Genomic DNA, 17080 nt, shown 5'->3' with positions numbered 1-17080 from the left:
GGATCAGAAACGATGGTTCACGGCGGCGAATGCAGCAGATTCCCGAGCCGAGGCGGAGACGTTGGAGTCCAGCAACTGGCGTCTTGCGCCCAAGGTCACGGACGTATCGGGTGACAGTGCATGCTGCAGGCTCAGACGCGCGGACTTCTCGCGGGTGAAGTCGCCGTTCCGGTGGCCCAGGCCTTCCACGCGAGACGCGCGCAAGGCCAGGCTCAGCGAGGTCTGGAGTGTGAGTCGGCGCGTCAGGTCGATCGACACTCCGAGTTGTTCATTGTCGGATGCGAAGCTCGCGTCGGGGCCCAGCGGATCGTCGGAGCGGGCCAACTGGCGGTACCGCCGTGCGTGCACGGCCAGCGCGAGCGTCGTTCGACGACCGAGCAGTGCGACGCTCAGGCTGGTCCCCTGCTGCAGCTGCGCATAGTCGGCGAAAACCTCCACCGGGCCGCTGAGGGTCTCGGGTAAACCGAGATCGTTGATGATGGTGCGCACCAACGCTTCACGCGCCACGGGGTCCGGATAGCGGGTGGTCAGGATGGCGTCCAGCAGCTCAGACGTCGTACCACCGCCTGGCGACAGGATTTGCGAACTCGGTTGGGCCGTCGGCTCGCGGAACGAGCGCAGGTTGATCGAGAGAAACGGAGTGCGGTGAGTGAACTGGGCGGTCCAGCCCGTGCCGAAGAAGCGGTGCTCTACCGCGGCGCTCAAGTCGGTCCGCTCGGTCGGCTGCCAGCTGGCACGCACGCCATACAGCGTATCGGTATGCCTGCGCAGCGCGAACTCGCTGCGTTCTCTGCCGGCAATGACGCCGAGCACGAGTTGCGGATCTACCGCATAGTTCGCCACCGCGCGCAACGTGTCGAGCGTCAGGACCGACTCGGCGTCGCCGGCGTAGCGCGTGTCCTGCCGCAGGTACTCGATGTTGCCGCCGAAAGGCAGCGGTTGCTGCTCCAGACGCACGGTCTGCTGCTGTTCGTAGGCATCCCGCCGAGGGTCATCTGCCGACTGACGGCCGTTTCGGCGTGTCCAGGCGTGGTCGCTGCGAGCCGTGAAGGACAGTTCCGGAGCAAACCGGTGCTCGACGTACGGCGACAGCTTCAGTCGGCGCGTCGTGATCTGGTTGAACGAGGAGGCGCCGTCCGGACGCGCGGCGTACGGATTCGAGGCAGTCTGGTCGACTGCCGCCGACGCATCGAGGTAAACCCAGCGCTCGACCAGCGTGGATTGCATGCCGAGCAACGCCTGCGGCAAGACGCGATCCGGCTGCGTGCCGCGCAGATAGCGCAGTGCACTGGCACCGACCTCGCCCTGCACGCTGACGCGGCCGCCGCGCGTGTTCAGACGCAGACGCGGCTCGACGCTCAGCAGGGTGTCGCCGCGCGACTCTCGAGCATCGGTGTACCCGCTGTTGTCGGTGGCGGTCAGCGTCGCGGTGATTTCCGCTTCCGCGAGCGAGGCCGGTTGTTGCAACTGCTGAGCATGGACGACCGACAACGACGCTGCGGCAGCCAGACAGGCCAGCGGTTTCAGCGAGCGAAGCGGCGACGACCGAGCTTCAGTAGTAGCCATAGCGGTTGGCCCCAGAGGAATCGCGGGACTTGTTCAGCACCGACATCACGACCGGGCAGCTCTCCACTGTCGCAAAGGCTTTTTCCACCGTGTTGCGTGAAGTGTGGTCGGCCTCGACGACCATGACGACCTGGCCAGCACGTGCCGCAAGCACCCTCGACTCGGTGGTCGGCAACAGCGGGGGCGCATCGAACACGATGATGCGATCCGAATACTTGCTCGCCAGTTCGTCGAGCAGGCGCTCCATCGCCGCGCTTGCCAGCAGCTCCGTGGAATTGCCGCACGGCGTGCCGGCCGGCAGCAGTGTCAACTTGGGAACATTGGTCTTCAGCAGAACGTCCGACAGATCGAGCGACGCGTCGTTCAGCACATCGAGCAGCCCCTTGGCCGGCTCGACCACGCCCAGCCGCTGCATCAGAGAAGGCCGAACGACGTCGGCGTCGACCAGCAGCACCGTCTTGTCCACTTCCATCGCGATGCTCAGCGCAAGATTGACGGCCGTGAAGGTCTTGCCCTCGCCCGGCATCGCGCTGGTCACGAGGATCAGGTTGGCTCGCTCGACCGGAGCCGCCGAGTCGCCTTGCACGTTCTTGATCAGCGGCCGCTTGATGACGCGAAACTCGTCCGCCAGCTCGGTGCGAGGCTGCCCGGGCACCAGGAATCCGGCTTGCCCGAGCGCCCCCAGTGCAAGCTCGATCGAACGCGAACGGCGCTCGATGTCCTCCTGGGACCGCACCACCGGCACCCCGCCGGGATCACCGGAGGCAGCAGGCACGGCACGCAGCGAGACGCCCTGGCCGCCCTTCTGCCCGCTCTCCACCAGCGTATCGAACTCCTGCCGGCTGAGTCCTGCGGCCGCCCAGGGCACTTCCACACCTGCCCGCTGGAGCTCTTCCAGCCGCTTGGCCGCCTGCTCGATGATGCTCATCGGTGCTTCCCTTCTTACAGGCGACCCTGGATGGCCACCCAGGCCAGCCATGCCGCGTTCGCCGCGAGGAACAATCCGAAAGCTCCGGTAAAACCAAGCCAGGCACGCCGTTCCTGCACACGCATGGAAGTGCTCAGGACCATGGATATCGTGCCGAGCACCGGTCGGCCGGTCAGCTCGCGCAGAGAGCGTTCGTTGTCGAACGACGGACTCAGCTGCGACAGCCCGAAAGCCGCCGCGATGCCGCAGCCGACGGCCGCCAGCACCGCCAGCACGGCAAGCACCTTGCGGTTCGGGAATACCGGGGTCGGCGACACACTGGCCGGCTCGACGAGACGGAAATCGGCCAACTGCGAAGTCTGATCGATCTTGACGCCGAGCGAAGCTGCTTCCCGCCGTGCCACCAGTTGCTCGTAGTTCTTGCGTATGACGTCGTAGTCGCGATTCAGCTGCGCCAGCTCTGCCTCGACCTGGGGTATGCGGGTGGCAAGCGCGCGGATCTGGTCGAGCCGCGCCTGCTGTGCCTGCAGCCGAGTACGCAACGAAGCCACGTTGGCCTCCGCCTCGGCAAGCGACATACGAATACGCTGAAATACCGGATTGGTCGCCGCGCCCCGCCCTTTGCCGTCCCCCCGCATCGAGGCCTCGCGGCGCTTCTGTTCTTCGATCTGGGCGATCGTGCGACGCGTCGCGACGACGTCCGGGTGTTCGTCGGTATAGCGACGCAGCAACTCGTCGAGCTGGCGCTTCTGCGCCTGCAGACGTGCATCGATCTCTGAAATCGGCAGCATGCCGTTGGTCGGCAGGGACTCCGGTGGCAGTTGTGGTTCCTCGGACGACAGTTCGCGCCGCAAGGCATCGCGCGACTGCTCCGCCGCACTCAACTCGATGCGCAGCCGCCCCACTTGATCGGACAACTCGGAGATGCGAGCGAAATAGTCCTGGTTGGAGACACCTGATACACCAAAATTGCGCAGCTTGAAGTCCTTCAGGCGATTCTCGGACTCCACCAGCTTCTGCTCGTACTCCGCGATCTGCTCGTCGATGAAGCGACCGGCCTCGCGAGAATCACGCGTCTTGCTTCCGATGCTCGACTCCATGAACAGGTTCACGAGGCCTTCCACCAGACGGCGCGCGCGCTTCGGGTCCGTGTCGCGATAGCTGATGGTGTAGAGGTTGCCGCCGCCGCTCGGCGTCACCTTGATCTTGTCCATCAGCTTCATCAGCGCCTTCTCGCGCTCGCGAGGGTCGGCCGGCGACAACGCGATTTCGGGCATGTCCATCAGCCGCTCGACGTTGGGCCGAGACACCAGCGTACGAGCCAGCATCCGGACTTGCTGATCGATATCCGGCTGAAAGGCCAGCCCGGCCATCAGCGGCTTCAGCACCGACTGAGTGTCGACGTACACGCGCGAAGTGGCTTCGTAGCGATCTTCCATCAGGGCCACGCCGACCGCTCCGAGCAGCGCGACGACGCAAGCCGCGGCCAGTCCGGCCCAGCGGCGACGCCAGACGCCTCGCAGCATCGTCCTGATCTGGCGTATCACCTCAGTCGTTTCCATCCGAGTTCCGCCGGTTCAGGCGGCCTGTTGTTCACACCGATGTTTTGTCGATCGACTCCTGCAAGCGCCGAGCGCAGCAACCACAGGCGGCTGCCCGCTACAAACACAACGGGACCGGCACGCCGGTCCCCTGCAGGAGACGGCCCGCACCGCGACGTCCGACATCGCGATCGCGGGTTCTGCCTTTGCCGTCTGCTATATCAGAACCAGCTCTGCGGCACGATGATGATGTCGCCCGGCTTCACGCCAACGTTGGCGGAGATGTCGCCCCGCTTGAGCAGGTCCTTGAGCCGCACGCTGTACTGCTTGCCGCCTTCGGCGCCACGCACGAGCACGGCTGCGTTGCCGTCTGCAAAGTCGGTCAACCCTCCGGACTGGATCATCACGTCGAGGATGGTCATGTTCTGGCGGTACGGAACGGCCTGCGGTCGTGCAGCCTCGCCGACGATGCGGATCTGCTCCGAGAAGGTGCCCTGGAACCCGCTGACGACGATGGTCACCACCGGGTCGCGAATGTACTTCGAGAGCACCTTCTCGAGTTCGCGGGCCAAATCCACCGGGTTGCGCCCTGCGGCCATGACATCCTCGACCAGCGGCGTCGAGATCCGCCCATCGGGACGCACCGAGACGGTGGACGAAAGCTCCGGGTTGCGCCACACCACCACGTTCAACGTGTCGAGCGCACCAATCTTGTAGCGATGGTCGGGCGTGTCAGCGACAGTCGGTGCCGGCGGGTAGCTGCCGATGCTGCCGCAGCCGGAGATCAGAACGGTCAGGGCAGCAGTTGCTGCCCCGAAGCCGCTCCGCATGCGGGCGAAAGAAATTTTCTGATCCATGAGCAACCTTTCCAAAACCGTACATGGCGCGCCGCGACTTCGTCCGCCGCGCCCCGGCACAGTCAGCGAGAACCCTCGCGGAACAGCACGACGCTGACGGTCTCGATCAACACCAGCACATCCAGGAACAGCGAGTTGTTCTTGACGTAGTACAGGTCGTACTGGTGCTTCCTGCGCGCATCTTCCACCGAAGCGCCGTAGCTGTAGCGGACTTGCGCCCAACCCGTCACGCCGGGCTTGACGCTGTGGCGCAGATCGTAGAACGGAATCTGTTCTTTCAACTGCTTGACGAAGCTCGGGCGCTCGGGCCGCGGGCCCACCATGCTCATCTCCCCGCGCAGCACGCTCAGCAGTTGCGGCAATTCATCGATCCGTGTCTTGCGGATGAAGGCACCGACACGTGTGACACGCGCGTCGTTCTGCGTGGCCCAGCGAGCGACACCGTCCTTTTCCGCATCGACGGTCATGCTGCGGAATTTCAGGCACATGAAGCTGCGGCCACCAAGGCCCACGCGCTCTTGCCGGTAGATGATCGGCCCGGGACTGTCGAGGCGGATCACCAATGCCGTCAGCAGCATGATCGGCGACGACAGCACCAGCAGAGCCGCCGACGTGACGACATCGAATGCACGCTTGGCCGCCTTGCGTGCAGGCCCCTGCACGAAACCCTGGCTGTAGATCAGCCAGCTCGCCTTGAGGCTGTCGATCGGCACTTCGGCGCGGGCGCGCTCGTAGAAGCCGGCCAAGTCGAGGATGGGGGTTCCCGCGATGCGACAGGCGAGCAGTTGGTCCATCGGCAACCCCCCGCCACGTTGCTCCCGTGCCGCGACGATGATCTCGTCGATGCCATGCTCCGCGACGAGTTCCTCGATCGAACGCTCACGCGAGAACACGCGTTGGTCCGGGCGCATGCCTTCCGCGCTTTCCGACGTCGGATAAAACCCGACGACGTGCCGCTCGATCCGACGCAGCGTCGCCAGATCACGTGCGACGCCCTGTGCGTCGGCACCCGTGCCGACGATCAGCACACGCGGCACACCCACCGCCTTCTGCACCATGAAGACCGCCACCCGGACGACCACGAGGCCCGTCAGCAGGTACAGCATTGCCACCCCAACCACGTAGCCCCCGGGACTGCCGCCTGCAACCGACTCGAGCAGCAGATAGGTGACGTAGGCCCCCACCACGATGGCCAGCAGCGCGCGCTGGATGATGGTGCCGAGGCCCATCGGCTTGGCACCACTACGGTACAGGCCGACGAACGAGTAAAGCAACAGCATCACGGCGGCAAAGCCGCCGGCCAGCCACATCATGCCGGACTGCATTGCCAACCCACCTTCTTCGCCAGGCACCATGCGCAGTGCCGACGCAATGAACATTGCCGCCAGAAAGCACAGCAAGCTGTCTGCGAACAGCTCAAGCAACGTGGAAAGGGCAACGTGATGATGAAAAAGCCGGAACACCCTCATCGTGTCCTCCCTCAGGGGCTGGGTAGCGTTTTTTCACCCTGGTAAACAGGTGAAACCAATGCAACCGATTCTGCACATCCTTCCGTGACGAACAATCCTGCGAATGGGTGTAGCGCCCCCCTTAGGTGAGGGGTTCTCCGTGCTTGCAGAGCAGAAACTTGATGCTCCGGGCTGCCACGCCGACAAAAAGAAACCAGGGTAGCTTGCTTACACCCGCGGCCGGTCCGCGTGATAAGCAGGTGAGCATCGCCGGGTTGACGCAAAAAAAGAAGCCCGCAGTCGCTTTCGACTGCGGGCTTCTCTGTCCTGGTGGGTGGTACAGGGATTGAACCTGTGACCCCTGCCGTGTGAAGGCAGTGCTCTACCGCTGAGCTAACCACCCGAATCTGGCTTCCCGAACCTTGCTGCTCTTTCGGGCCCCAATTCAGGGAAACCGAGATTATGCCACAGCTTCTTGCCAGATTGTCTTGCCGCCGGAAGACTTGTCGATCGCCTTGAGCACCGCGTCGTGGGCCTCTCTCTCGGCTTCGCTGGCCCGCAACACCACCAGGCGGAACTGTGTCAGATCGATCTTCTCGACGACGATCTCCTGGGTGGTGTCTTCCTGCTCCTCGATGACCAGCGACTCCTGGCCGCGGGTCATCTGGATGTACACCTCCGCAAGCAGCCCGGCGTCCAGCAAGGCGCCGTGCAACGCTCGATTCGAGTTGTCGACCTCCAACCGCTTGCACAAGGCATCCAGCGAGTTCGACTTGCCCGGGAACATCTCGCGGGCCATCAGCAGGCTGTCGACCACCGCTCCCACCTGCGTCGCGAATTTCGGCCGACCCAGCCGCCTCAGTTCGGCGTCGAGGAAACCGACGTCGAAGCTCGCGTTGTGGATGACGATCTCGGCGCCCGAGAGATACTCCATCAACTCGTCGACGACAGCGGCGAACAACGGCTTGTCAGCGAGAAACTCGTCGGTCAGGCCGTGGATCTTGACCGCGTCCTCGCTGTTGGCGCGCTCGGGGTTGAGGTAGAAGTGCTTGTTGTTGCCGGTCAGTCGCCGGTCAACCATTTCAACGCAACCGATCTCGATGATGCGGTCGCCGGACTCGGGGCTCAGGCCCGTGGTTTCGGTGTCGAGGAATATCTGTCGGGACATGCCGCGATTATGGAGCGGCAGTTCGCACGGGTCAGTGCTTTTCCTTGGCGTGATTGATCGAGTACTTCGGAATGTCGATCGTCACGTCCTTCTGCGCCAGGATGGCCTGACACGACAGCCGCGACTGCGGCTCCAGCCCCCACGCGCGATCGAGCAAGTCCTCTTCGCTCTCGTCCGGCTCGTTCAATGACTCGTAGCCCTCTCGCACCACCACATGGCAGGTGGTGCAGGCACAACTCATTTCGCAGGCGTGCTCGATCTCCACGTCGTGGTCGAGCAGCGCTTCACAGATCGACGTGCCGGCCGGCGCTTCGATCTCCTTGCCCTCGGGGCAGTACTCACTGTGAGGCAGGATCTTGATGATGGGCATGTGGTGCTCTTGTGTGCGACGCTCGGCGTTCAGACCTCTTCGACGCTGCGTCCGGTCAGCGCTTGGCGGATGCTGCGGTTCATGCGTTCGGCGGCGAACGCTTCGGTGCCCTTCGCAAGCCGCTCGACAGCAGCCTCGATCGCACCGTGATCGTCCTGCGCAGCCAGCGCGCCGAGTTGTTCCATCAGTGCATCGACCTGCCTGCGCTCATCGAGCGTAAGCAGATCACCATCACGGTCGAGCGCAGCGTGCGTCGCCAGCAGCAGTCGGTCGGCCTCCACACGCGCCTCGCGCAGCGCACGGGACTTCATGTCGCTCTCGGCAGTCGAGAAGCCCTCTTGCAGCATGCGCGCGATCTGTTCGTCGCTCAGGCCGTAGCTCGGCTTGACGGCCACTGATGCTTCGACCCCGGAGGCCTCTTCGCGCGCCGACACGTTGAGCAGCCCGTCGGCGTCCACCTGGAAGGTCACGCGGATGCGCGCTGCACCTGCGGCCATCGGCGGGATGCCGCGCAACTCGAAGCGTGCCAGCGAACGGCAGTCGGACACCAGTTCACGCTCCCCTTGCACCACGTGGATCGCCATCGCCGTCTGGCCGTCCTTGTAGGTCGTGAAGTCCTGCGCGCGTGCGGTCGGGATCGTGCTGTTGCGCGGCACGATGCGCTCGACGAGCCCGCCCATGGTCTCCAGGCCCAGCGACAGCGGGATCACGTCGAGCAGCAGCAACTCGCCGTTCTCGTGGTTGCCGGCCAGCGCATTGGCCTGCACTGCGGCACCGAGCGCCACCACTTCGTCGGGGTTCAGATTGGTCAGGGGCTCACGCGAGAAGAACTCGCCGACGGCTTCGCGCACGCGTGGCATGCGGGTCGAGCCCCCGACCATCACGACGCCTTGCACTTCGTCTCGGCCGACCTTCGCGTCGCGCAGCACCTTGCGCACCGAGACCAGCGTACGCTCCACGAGCGGCGCCGTGAGTTCGTCGAAACGCCGACGCGTGACTTCGAGATCGATCTCGCGCCGGTCGATGGTGCAGCGCAGGCGCACCGCGTCCGCCGACGACAGCGCCTCCTTGGCGGCACGTGCGGCGACCAGTACGGCGCGCTTGTCCTGCGGGCTGCGCGCCTGCACGTCGGCCTGCTCCAGCACCCACTGCGCCAGCATGCCGTCGAAGTCATCGCCGCCAAGCGCTGAATCCCCGCCGGTCGCCACCACCTCGAACACGCCCTTCGTCAGACGCAGCAGCGAAATGTCGAAGGTGCCGCCCCCAAGGTCATAGACCGCATACAAGCCTTCGGACCCGTTCTCGAGCCCGTAGGCGATCGCTGCGGCGGTGGGCTCGTTGATCAGGCGCAGCACGTCAAGACCGGCCAGCCTGGCGGCATCCTTGGTCGCTTGACGCTGTGCATCGTCGAAGTAGGCCGGTACGGTGATGACGGCGCCGAACAGGTCGTCGTTGAAGGTGTCCTCTGCGCGGTAGCGCAGCGTCGCGAGTATCTCCGCCGACACCTCCACCGGAGACTTCGGCCCTTCGCGGGTTTCGATCTGCAGCATGCCGGGCGCGTCGATGAAACGATAGGGCAGGCGTTCGCGGCCCTGTACATCAACCACGGCACGTCCCATGAAGCGCTTCACCGAAACGACCGTGTTCTCGGGATCGTTCGCCTGTTCGGCCAACGCGTCGAAACCGATCTGGCGACGCCCTTCGCCGAGATACCGCACGGCCGACGGCAGGATGACCCGGCCGCGATCGTCCGGCAGGCATTCGGCCACGCCGTTGCGAATGGCGGCAACCAATGAATGCGTCGTGCCGAGGTCGATACCGACCGCGATGCGCCGCTGATGCGGATCGGGCGACTGCCCGGGCTCCGAAATCTGTAGCAAAACCATGATATGAACGTCAACAGACCTTGGTCATTGTCCCAGGGCGTCGAGCCGTCGATCGACGTCTTCGGCAAAGCGCTCCACGAACATGAGGGCTCTCACCTGCTGCGCGGCAGCGGCAAAGTCCCCGCGTACGTCAAGGCATTCCCGCAGGGTGTCCAGCATCTGCCGGTGCCGGGAACGTACCTCCTCGGCCAACGCATCGAGTTCGCCCTCGCCCTGCGCCTCGTCGAGCGTCTCGCGCCAGGCCATCTGCTGCATCAAGAAGTCGGCCGGCATGGCGGTGTTGCTCTCCGCCTGTATCGGCGCACCGCGCAACTGGCACAGATAGCTGGCCCGCTTGAGCGGATCCTTCAAGCGCTGATACGCCTCGTTGACGCGGACGGCCCACTGCATGGCCACGCGTTGCGCCGCAGCGCCTTGAGAAGCGAATCGATCGGGGTGAACGCGAGCCTGCAGCGCCTTCCAGCGCTCGTCGAGCAACGCGCGCTCGACATCGAAGCGTTCCGGCACGTCGAACAACTCGAAGTCATTGAGATCGAGCTTGATCCCGCCGGTCACGGCAAGCCCCGAGCCGGGTGTGCCACGCCCGTCAGATCCGGAACGACTCGCCGCATCCGCAGCGGTCCTTCTCGTTCGGATTGTTGAAGCGGAATCCTTCGTTCAAGCCTTCGCGCACGAAATCCAACTCGGTGCCCTCAAGATAAGGCAAGCTCTTCGGGTCGATCAGCACCTTCACGCCGTGGCCCTCGAACACATGGTCCTCGGGCGCCACGTCGTCGGCATATTCGAGCTTGTAGGCCAGACCGGAGCAGCCGGTCGTTTTCACGCCCAGGCGCACCCCGACACCCCGGCCGCGCTTGGCCAGGTAACGCGTCACGTGCCGTGCTGCTGCTTCGGTCAATGTCACCGCCATGGCGTCCAACCCACCCATCAATGCGCTTTCTTGGCCTTGTAGTCCTGCACGGCTGCCTTGATCGCATCTTCGGCCAGGATCGAGCAGTGAATCTTCACGGGCGGCAACGCCAGTTCCTCGGCAATGTGCGTGTTCTTGATCGTCACCGCCTCTTCCAGCGTCTTGCCCTTGACCCATTCGGTCACCAGCGAACTCGAGGCAATCGCCGAGCCGCAGCCGTAGGTCTTGAAACGCGCGTCCTCGATGACACCGGTCACCGGGTTCACTTTGATCTGCAGCTTCATGACGTCACCGCAGGCGGGCGCGCCGACCATGCCGGTTCCGATGGTCTCGTCGCCCTTTTCGAATGAACCCACATTGCGGGGGTTCTCATAGTGGTCGATCACCTTGTCGCTGTATGCCATGTCACTCTCCTACTGCTTGATCAGTGCGCGGTCCATTGGATGGTGCTGAGATCGATGCCGTCCTTGTACATCTCCCACAGCGGCGACAGTTCGCGCAGCTTGGAGACGCGGTCTTTCAGCGTGCTGACGGCATAGTCGATCTCTTCCTCGGTCGTGAAGCGGCCGATCGTCATGCGCAGGGACGAATGCGCCAACTCGTCGCTGCGGCCGAGTGCCCGCAGCACGTAGCTGGGCTCCAGGCTGGCCGAGGTGCAGGCCGAGCCGGAAGACACCGCAATGCCCTTGATGCCCATGATCAGCGATTCGCCTTCGACAAAGTTGAACGACGCGTTGACGTTGTGCGGCACCCGGCGCTCCAGGTGCCCGTTGATGAAGACCTGCTCTATGTCCTTCAGTCCGTTCAGCAGGCGCTGCTGGAGCATGCGAATGCGTTCGGCCTCGGTGCCCATCTCCTCGCGCGCGATGCGGAAGGCCTCGCCCATGCCCACGATCTGGTGCGTCGGCAAGGTGCCCGAACGCATGCCGCGCTCATGGCCGCCACCGTGCATCTGGGCCTCGAGACGCACGCGAGGCTTGCGCCGCACGTATAGTGCACCAATGCCCTTGGGGCCGTAGGTCTTGTGCGAGGCCAGGCTCATCAGGTCGACCAGCAGCTTCGAGAGGTCAAACTCGACTTTCCCGGTGGCCTGCGCCGCATCGACGTGGAAGATGATGCCGCGCTCACGGCAAAGTGCGCCGATGGCGGGAATGTCCTGAACCACGCCGATCTCGTTGTTGACGAACATCACCGAAGCCAGGATCGTGTCCGGGCGCAACGCGGCCTTGAAACGCTCCAGATCGAGCAGGCCGTCTTCCTGGACATCGAGATAGGTCACCTCGAAACCCTGACGCTCCAGTTCGCGGCAGGTGTCGAGCACGGCCTTGTGCTCGGTCTTGACCGTGACGAGATGCTTGCCCTTGCTCTTGTAGAAATGCGCTGCGCCCTTCAATGCCAAGTTGTTCGACTCGGTCGCGCCGGACGTCCAGACGATCTCGCGCGGATCCGCGCCAATCAATTGCGCCACCTGCTCGCGCGCCTTCTCGACAGCGGCTTCCGCCTCCCACCCCCACGCATGGCTACGCGAGGCAGGATTGCCGAAGTGTTCTCGCAGCCAGGGAATCATGGCATCGACCACGCGCGGGTCGACCGGCGTGGTGGCGCCGTAATCCATGTAGATCGGGAAGTGGGGAGTCATGTCCATGATGCTTGCGTCAGGAGCCTTGCAGGCCCCGGCTGGCAAAAAAACGGTAAAAGACGCGCAGCGGCCCGCACTCGGGCCTTATTTCGAGAACGCGTTGCCCAGCGCGAACACCGAATTGGGTGCGTTGACCTTGATCGGCTTGACCACCGGCTGGCTCGAGATGGCCCGCTTGACTGGCTGCTCCTCGATAGAAATGCCACGGGCAAGTTGGTCCTCCACCAGCTTCTTCAGCGTGATCGAGTCGAGATACTCGATCATTTTTGCGTTCAGGCTGGCCCAGAGGTCGTGCGTCATGCAGCGGCCCTGGTCGCTCATGCAGTTTTCCTTGCCGCCGCAACCGGTCGCGTCGATCGGCTCGTCGACCGCCACAATGATGTCTGCTACGGTGATTTCCTCCGCCTTGCGGCCGAGCGAGTAGCCGCCGCCGGGACCACGGGTGCTCTCCACCAACTCATGACGACGCAACTTGCCGAACAGCTGTTCGAGATAGGAAAGGGAGATCTGCTGCCGCTGGCTGATGGCGGCCAGCGCCACCGGGCCCTGATGCTCGCGCAGCGCGAGATCGATCATGGCGGTGACGGCGAAACGGCCCTTGGTGGTGAGACGCATGGCAAGCTCCTTAAAGCTTTCAGCTGCGCGCTGAAGTGTTGAACCCAAAACAGCTTGTGGCCCGGGTAAACCCTCGGTTGTTTCCGACTGATTTACTCGAATTTTACCTGAAGCCTACTCTTTTGGTCAAGTTTTGCTCAGGAAGTTCCTGAGACCAGCACGCCGCGTTCCATCAGGTGGGCCAGCAAGCCGGCACACGCATCCTCCAGGTAGTCGAGCACTGTCTCGAACCCTTGCGGAGCCCCGTAGTACGGGTCTGGCACGACGTCGTTGTCATGCCGGGTCGCAAACTCCATCAGTCGCCGCAACTTGTGCCGATGCTCGGGCGGGCATTCGGCGTCCAACGCGGACAGGTTGACCCAGTCCATCACGAGCAGCAGGTCGAAACGCTCGAAGTCCGCGGCCGAGACCTGACGAGCGCGCAGCCGGCAGAGGTCGTAGCCGCGCTTGGCGGCATGGCGCTGGGCTCGATGGTCGGGCGGCTCACCGGTGTGATAACCGTGCGTACCGGCGGAGTCGATCAGCACTTGATTCTGCAGGCCGGCCTGCTCGACGAGACGCCGGAACACACCTTCGGCGGTCGGGGATCGGCAAATATTCCCCATGCAGACGAAAAGAACGGAGGCAACGGAGGACTGCTTCGACAACATCATGACCGCCAGTCTAGGGCCGTGACCATGTGCTCGCCGGCGCAGCGTCGGCATAATTCGGCGCTTTCGACAGCGGCGCAACCATGTCCATCACCGGCGACCACAGGTTACTGAAGCGACTGAACCGCATGGCTCTGGTGCGTCAGGTGCGGCAGGCGCCAGGCAGTTCAAGGGCCGATCTGGCCCATTCGACCGGTTTGACGAAATCCACCGTCAGCCTGCTTTCGCAGGAGCTCATCGACGAGGGCTGGCTGGTCGAACTGGATCTCGATCCCACGATCGCGCGCGGCAGCGGACGCCCCCCCACACCGCTGACACTTGACGAGCACCGCCTGGCCTTCATCGGTGTCGACATCGGGCTTGGAGCCGCCACGGCCGTCGCCACCAACCTGGTCGGCATGGTGTTGATGGAAAACAGCACGCCGATCGATTCGGCCGACCCCGCTTCGGCCTGCCGCCAAGTCGCCGGCCTGATCGAAGCGTTGCTGCGCGAGCCGGAATTGCGCAAACGCACGACGATCGGCATCGGCGTCGGCGTGCCGGGTGCGGTGGACGACCGCACCGGCGTATTGCGCTTTGCGCCCAATATCGGCTGGAAGGAACTGCCGTTGCGCGACCTGTTGCGTACGGCGCTCGCCGACGGCCCGGCCGGCAGCCTGCCGGTGTACGTGCAGAACGATGCAGACGTCGGTGCACTCGGCGAGTTTGAGTTCGTCGACCGGCCGGTGGATGAACCGCTGGTCTTCCTGGTACTGGGTACAGGCGTCGGCGCGGGCATCGTCGTCAACGATCGCCTGCTGACCGGCTTCGGCGGCTTCGCCGGTGAGATCGGTCACACCATACTTGATGCACGCGGGCCGCGCTGCAGTTGCGGCCGCAACGGCTGCACCGAAGCCTTTGTCGGACTCGGCGCCATTGTCGAAAGCGTGCTCGGTCCGGGCAAGGCGCGCCACGCGCAGGATTCGCAAGCCTTGCTGCGCAGCCTGCCGGCCGCGGCGTTCGATCCAATGCGCGTGGCGCAGGATGCGGCCTTGAAGGCTGCCTTCGACCGCGCCGGCGCCTACGTCGGCCAGTTGATGCAGAACCTGTGGGCAGCCTTCGACCCGGCGACCATCGTGCTCGGCGGCCCCAGTTGCGAGTTCGGCGAATCGCTGCTCGCGCCAGCCCGGACGGAACTGGCCCGCTATGGCGAAGCGGCCGGCCTGAGGCCACCCGTCGTGAAGGTGGCGCGCTTCGGGCGGCTGGCCCAGGCGGTGGGCGCAGCAGCGGCGGTGATCCACTATCAGGTGCGCCCGTTGACCGAATCGCTGCTCGGCCAGACCGCCGAGACAGGCTGACGGTCGCACATTACCGCAGCGGCACGACGTTGTCGGAGCCGCCGGCGCCGAAGGCCTGCTCCTTCAGCAATGCCAGTTGATCGCGCACGCGGGCGGCCTTCTCGAACTCGAGGTTGCGTGCATGCTCGAGCATCTGCTTCTCGAGCTGCTTGATACGCTTGCCCAGGTCCTTCTCGGACATCGCTTCGACCTTGGCGGCCTCCTCGGCCGCCTTGAGGCCGGCGCGCGATTCCTGCCCCGAGAACACGCCGTCGATGAGCTCCTTGACCTGCTTCTTGACGCTGCGCGGCGTGATGCCCTGCGCTGCGTTGTGCACGAGCTGCTTGGCACGGCGGCGCTCGGTCTCGTCAATCGCGCGGCGCATCGAGTCGGTGATCTTGTCGGCGTAAAGGATGGCCTTCCCGTTGACATTGCGCGCCGCGCGGCCGATCGTCTGGATCAACGAACGCTCTGAACGCAGGAAGCCTTCCTTGTCGGCATCGAGGATCGCCACCAGCGAGACTTCGGGAATGTCCAGTCCCTCGCGCAGCAGGTTGATCCCGACCAGCACGTCGAACGTGCCGAGGCGCAAGTCGCGCAGGATCTCCACCCGCTCGACGGTGTCGATGTCGGAGTGCAGGTAGCGCACCTTGACCCCGTTGTCGGCCAGGTAGTCGGTCAGCTGCTCGGCCATGCGCTTGGTCAACGTCGTGATCAGCACGCGTTCATTGACCTCGAGGCGCTCGCGGATCTCCTGCAGCACGTCGTCGACCTGGTGTGTCGCCGGCCGCACCTCGACGGTCGGGTCGACGAGGCCCGTGGGCCGTACCACCTGCTCGACGACCTGGCCGGTGGTGCGCTTCTCGTAGTCGGCGGGCGTGGCCGAGACATAGACCACCTGACGCATCTTGCGCTCAAACTCCTCAAACTTCAGTGGACGGTTGTCCAGTGCGCTCGGGAGTCGAAAGCCGTACTCGACCAGCGTCGTCTTGCGCGCACGGTCACCGTTGTACATGCCGCCGAGCTGGCCGATCAGCACGTGGCTTTCGTCGAGGAACATCAGCGCATCGGGCGGCAGGTAGTCGACCAATGTCGGCGGCGGCTCGCCTGGCGCAGCGCCGGACAGGTGTCGGGTGTAGTTCTCGATGCCCTTGCAGTGGCCGACCTCCTGAAGCATCTCCAGATCGAAGCGACTGCGCTGCTCGAGTCGCTGCGCCTCGACCAGCTTGCCGGCCTTGACCAGTTCGTCGAGCCGTGTGCGCAACTCTTCCTTGATGCCGTCGATCGCGCGCAGCACCTGCTCGCGCGGCGTCACATAGTGGCTGGACGGATAGACCACGAACCGCGGCACCTTCTGGCGAATGCGACCTGTCAGCGGATCGAGCAGCGCCAGCGACTCGATCTCGTCGTCGAACAGCTCGATGCGCAGCGCGAGTTCGGAGTGTTCGGCGGGGAACACGTCAATCGTGTCGCCGCGCACACGGAAGGTGCCGCGGCCGAAATCGATCTCGTTGCGCGTGTACTGCATGCGGATCAGCTGCGCGATCAGATCGCGCTGGCCCACCTTGTCGCCCACGCGCGCAATCAGGCGCATCTGGGTGTAGTCCTCGGGCTTGCCGATGCCGTAGATCGCGCTCACCGTGGCGACGATGACGACGTCGCGCCGCTCCAGCAAACTCTTGGTCGCGGACAGCCGCATCTGCTCGATGTGCTCGTTGATCGAGCTGTCCTTCTCGATGAACAGATCGCGCTGCGGCACGTAGGCTTCGGGCTGGTAGTAGTCGTAGTAGCTGACAAAGTACTCGACGGCGTTGCGCGGAAAGAACTCGCGGAACTCGCTGTACAGCTGCGCTGCCAGCGTCTTGTTCGGCGCGAACACGATGGCCGGCCGGCCGAGCCGGGCAATGACATTGGCCATTGTGAAGGTCTTGCCCGAGCCGGTCACCCCCAGCAGCGTCTGGAAGCTCAGCCCGTCTTGCACACCCTCGACCAGCTGATCGATGGCCGTGGGCTGGTCACCGGCCGGCAGATACGGCTGGTACAGCTGGAAAGGCGAATCGGGGAAGCGGACGAAGCGGTTTTCGTCGAGCGCGGTGACTTCGGTGAGAACTTCCGACATGAGGATAGAGGCAACAGCCTAAAATGCGGGTTATCCCTTGCCTCCGGGCGGCGGGGGAAGCCGACTA

At 64.4% G+C, this 17080-nt stretch carries 16 protein-coding genes and 1 tRNA gene; 1 reads left to right on the top strand and 16 read right to left on the bottom strand.

The genetic code is table 11. The annotated features are described in order from the left end of the window. Positions 1–3: 3 nt before the first annotated feature. The 15 genes from M8A51_RS12370 to M8A51_RS12300 all read right to left on the bottom strand — a co-directional run bounded on the left by M8A51_RS12370 (position 4) and on the right by M8A51_RS12300 (position 13578). Positions 4–1566: a TIGR03016 family PEP-CTERM system-associated outer membrane protein gene (locus tag M8A51_RS12370; RefSeq protein ID WP_251778766.1), complete on the bottom strand. Its 1563-nt coding sequence runs from the start codon at positions 1564–1566 to the stop codon at positions 4–6. Beyond that, positions 1553–2494: an XrtA-associated tyrosine autokinase gene (locus M8A51_RS12365; protein ID WP_251778765.1), complete on the bottom strand. Its 942-nt coding sequence runs from the start codon at positions 2492–2494 to the stop codon at positions 1553–1555. Before M8A51_RS12365 ends, M8A51_RS12370 begins: the two co-directional genes overlap by 14 nt. A gap of 14 nt (positions 2495–2508) precedes the next feature. Beyond that, positions 2509–4020 carry an XrtA system polysaccharide chain length determinant gene (locus tag M8A51_RS12360; RefSeq protein WP_251778875.1) on the bottom strand — a complete coding sequence of 504 codons (1512 nt, stop codon included), beginning with the start codon at positions 4018–4020 and terminating at the stop codon, positions 2509–2511. A 236-nt stretch (positions 4021–4256) separates the two neighbouring features. Then, a complete protein-coding gene (locus tag M8A51_RS12355) occupies positions 4257–4892 on the bottom strand; it encodes an XrtA/PEP-CTERM system exopolysaccharide export protein (protein WP_251778764.1) in 636 nt (211 codons plus the stop codon). 62 nt (positions 4893–4954) lie between these two features. Continuing rightward, positions 4955–6361, bottom strand: a complete 1407-nt coding sequence (locus tag M8A51_RS12350) for a TIGR03013 family XrtA/PEP-CTERM system glycosyltransferase (RefSeq protein ID WP_251778763.1) — start codon at positions 6359–6361, stop codon at positions 4955–4957. A 307-nt stretch (positions 6362–6668) separates the two neighbouring features. Continuing rightward, positions 6669–6743, bottom strand: a tRNA-Val gene (locus M8A51_RS12345). Between the two features lie 57 nt (positions 6744–6800). Beyond that, complete coding sequence (dnaQ, locus tag M8A51_RS12340) at positions 6801–7508, bottom strand: DNA polymerase III subunit epsilon (RefSeq protein WP_251778762.1); 708 nt, start codon at positions 7506–7508, stop codon at positions 6801–6803. 31 nt (positions 7509–7539) lie between these two features. Further along, positions 7540–7878: an ISC system 2Fe-2S type ferredoxin gene (fdx, locus tag M8A51_RS12335; protein WP_251778761.1), complete on the bottom strand. Its 339-nt coding sequence runs from the start codon at positions 7876–7878 to the stop codon at positions 7540–7542. Between the two features lie 29 nt (positions 7879–7907). Next, positions 7908–9764, bottom strand: coding sequence for a Fe-S protein assembly chaperone HscA (hscA, locus tag M8A51_RS12330; protein ID WP_251778760.1), 1857 nt, complete (start codon positions 9762–9764; stop codon positions 7908–7910). Between the two features lie 24 nt (positions 9765–9788). Beyond that, positions 9789–10307 (bottom strand): Fe-S protein assembly co-chaperone HscB, encoded by a 519-nt coding sequence (hscB, locus tag M8A51_RS12325; protein WP_251778874.1) that lies wholly within the window; start codon positions 10305–10307, stop codon positions 9789–9791. A 43-nt stretch (positions 10308–10350) separates the two neighbouring features. Further along, complete coding sequence (iscA, locus tag M8A51_RS12320) at positions 10351–10674, bottom strand: iron-sulfur cluster assembly protein IscA (protein ID WP_251778873.1); 324 nt, start codon at positions 10672–10674, stop codon at positions 10351–10353. A 17-nt stretch (positions 10675–10691) separates the two neighbouring features. Beyond that, positions 10692–11078 carry a Fe-S cluster assembly scaffold IscU gene (gene iscU, locus M8A51_RS12315; protein ID WP_251778759.1) on the bottom strand — a complete coding sequence of 129 codons (387 nt, stop codon included), beginning with the start codon at positions 11076–11078 and terminating at the stop codon, positions 10692–10694. Positions 11079–11098: 20 nt separating this feature from the next. Next, positions 11099–12319, bottom strand: a complete 1221-nt coding sequence (locus tag M8A51_RS12310) for an IscS subfamily cysteine desulfurase (RefSeq protein WP_251778758.1) — start codon at positions 12317–12319, stop codon at positions 11099–11101. 78 nt (positions 12320–12397) lie between these two features. Then, positions 12398–12928: a Fe-S cluster assembly transcriptional regulator IscR gene (iscR, locus tag M8A51_RS12305; RefSeq protein ID WP_104358133.1), complete on the bottom strand. Its 531-nt coding sequence runs from the start codon at positions 12926–12928 to the stop codon at positions 12398–12400. A 137-nt stretch (positions 12929–13065) separates the two neighbouring features. After that, complete coding sequence (locus M8A51_RS12300; protein ID WP_251778872.1) at positions 13066–13578, bottom strand: low molecular weight protein-tyrosine-phosphatase; 513 nt, start codon at positions 13576–13578, stop codon at positions 13066–13068. Between the two features lie 83 nt (positions 13579–13661). Between M8A51_RS12300 and M8A51_RS12295 the strand changes: the two genes are divergently transcribed. After that, entirely contained in the window at positions 13662–14915 is a 1254-nt protein-coding gene (locus M8A51_RS12295; RefSeq protein WP_251778757.1) for an ROK family protein, read from the top strand. A 10-nt stretch (positions 14916–14925) separates the two neighbouring features. On the opposite strand, the gene uvrB is transcribed toward M8A51_RS12295, so the two are convergent. Next, positions 14926–17013: an excinuclease ABC subunit UvrB gene (gene uvrB / locus M8A51_RS12290; RefSeq protein WP_251778756.1), complete on the bottom strand. Its 2088-nt coding sequence runs from the start codon at positions 17011–17013 to the stop codon at positions 14926–14928. Between the last annotated feature and the right edge of the window lie 67 nt (positions 17014–17080).

This window comes from Caldimonas mangrovi, assembly GCF_023721835.1.
Taxonomy (GTDB): Bacteria; Pseudomonadota; Gammaproteobacteria; order Burkholderiales; family Burkholderiaceae_C; genus Caldimonas; species Caldimonas mangrovi.
Note: the sequence above shows the minus strand (reverse complement) of the source record. Positions and strands in the feature narration are given on the sequence as shown.

Excerpts from the sequence above, each read along its gene's own strand:
- M8A51_RS12370 (WP_251778766.1), bottom strand. The coding sequence starts at position 1,566 with ATGGCTACTACTGAAGCTCGGTCGTCGCCGCTTCGCTCGCTGAAACCG.
- M8A51_RS12365 (WP_251778765.1), bottom strand. The coding sequence starts at position 2,494 with ATGAGCATCATCGAGCAGGCGGCCAAGCGGCTGGAAGAGCTCCAGCGG.
- M8A51_RS12360 (WP_251778875.1), bottom strand. The coding sequence starts at position 4,020 with ATGCTGCGAGGCGTCTGGCGTCGCCGCTGGGCCGGACTGGCCGCGGCT.
- M8A51_RS12355 (WP_251778764.1), bottom strand. The coding sequence starts at position 4,892 with ATGGATCAGAAAATTTCTTTCGCCCGCATGCGGAGCGGCTTCGGGGCA.
- M8A51_RS12350 (WP_251778763.1), bottom strand. The coding sequence starts at position 6,361 with ATGAGGGTGTTCCGGCTTTTTCATCATCACGTTGCCCTTTCCACGTTG.
- dnaQ (WP_251778762.1), bottom strand. The coding sequence starts at position 7,508 with ATGTCCCGACAGATATTCCTCGACACCGAAACCACGGGCCTGAGCCCC.
- fdx (WP_251778761.1), bottom strand. The coding sequence starts at position 7,878 with ATGCCCATCATCAAGATCCTGCCTCACAGTGAGTACTGCCCCGAGGGC.
- hscA (WP_251778760.1), bottom strand. The coding sequence starts at position 9,764 with ATGGTTTTGCTACAGATTTCGGAGCCCGGGCAGTCGCCCGATCCGCAT.
- iscA (WP_251778873.1), bottom strand. The coding sequence starts at position 10,674 with ATGGCGGTGACATTGACCGAAGCAGCAGCACGGCACGTGACGCGTTAC.
- iscU (WP_251778759.1), bottom strand. The coding sequence starts at position 11,078 with ATGGCATACAGCGACAAGGTGATCGACCACTATGAGAACCCCCGCAAT.
- M8A51_RS12310 (WP_251778758.1), bottom strand. The coding sequence starts at position 12,319 with ATGGACATGACTCCCCACTTCCCGATCTACATGGATTACGGCGCCACC.
- iscR (WP_104358133.1), bottom strand. The coding sequence starts at position 12,928 with ATGCGTCTCACCACCAAGGGCCGTTTCGCCGTCACCGCCATGATCGAT.
- M8A51_RS12300 (WP_251778872.1), bottom strand. The coding sequence starts at position 13,578 with ATGTTGTCGAAGCAGTCCTCCGTTGCCTCCGTTCTTTTCGTCTGCATG.
- M8A51_RS12295 (WP_251778757.1), top strand. The coding sequence starts at position 13,662 with ATGTCCATCACCGGCGACCACAGGTTACTGAAGCGACTGAACCGCATG.
- uvrB (WP_251778756.1), bottom strand. The coding sequence starts at position 17,013 with ATGTCGGAAGTTCTCACCGAAGTCACCGCGCTCGACGAAAACCGCTTC.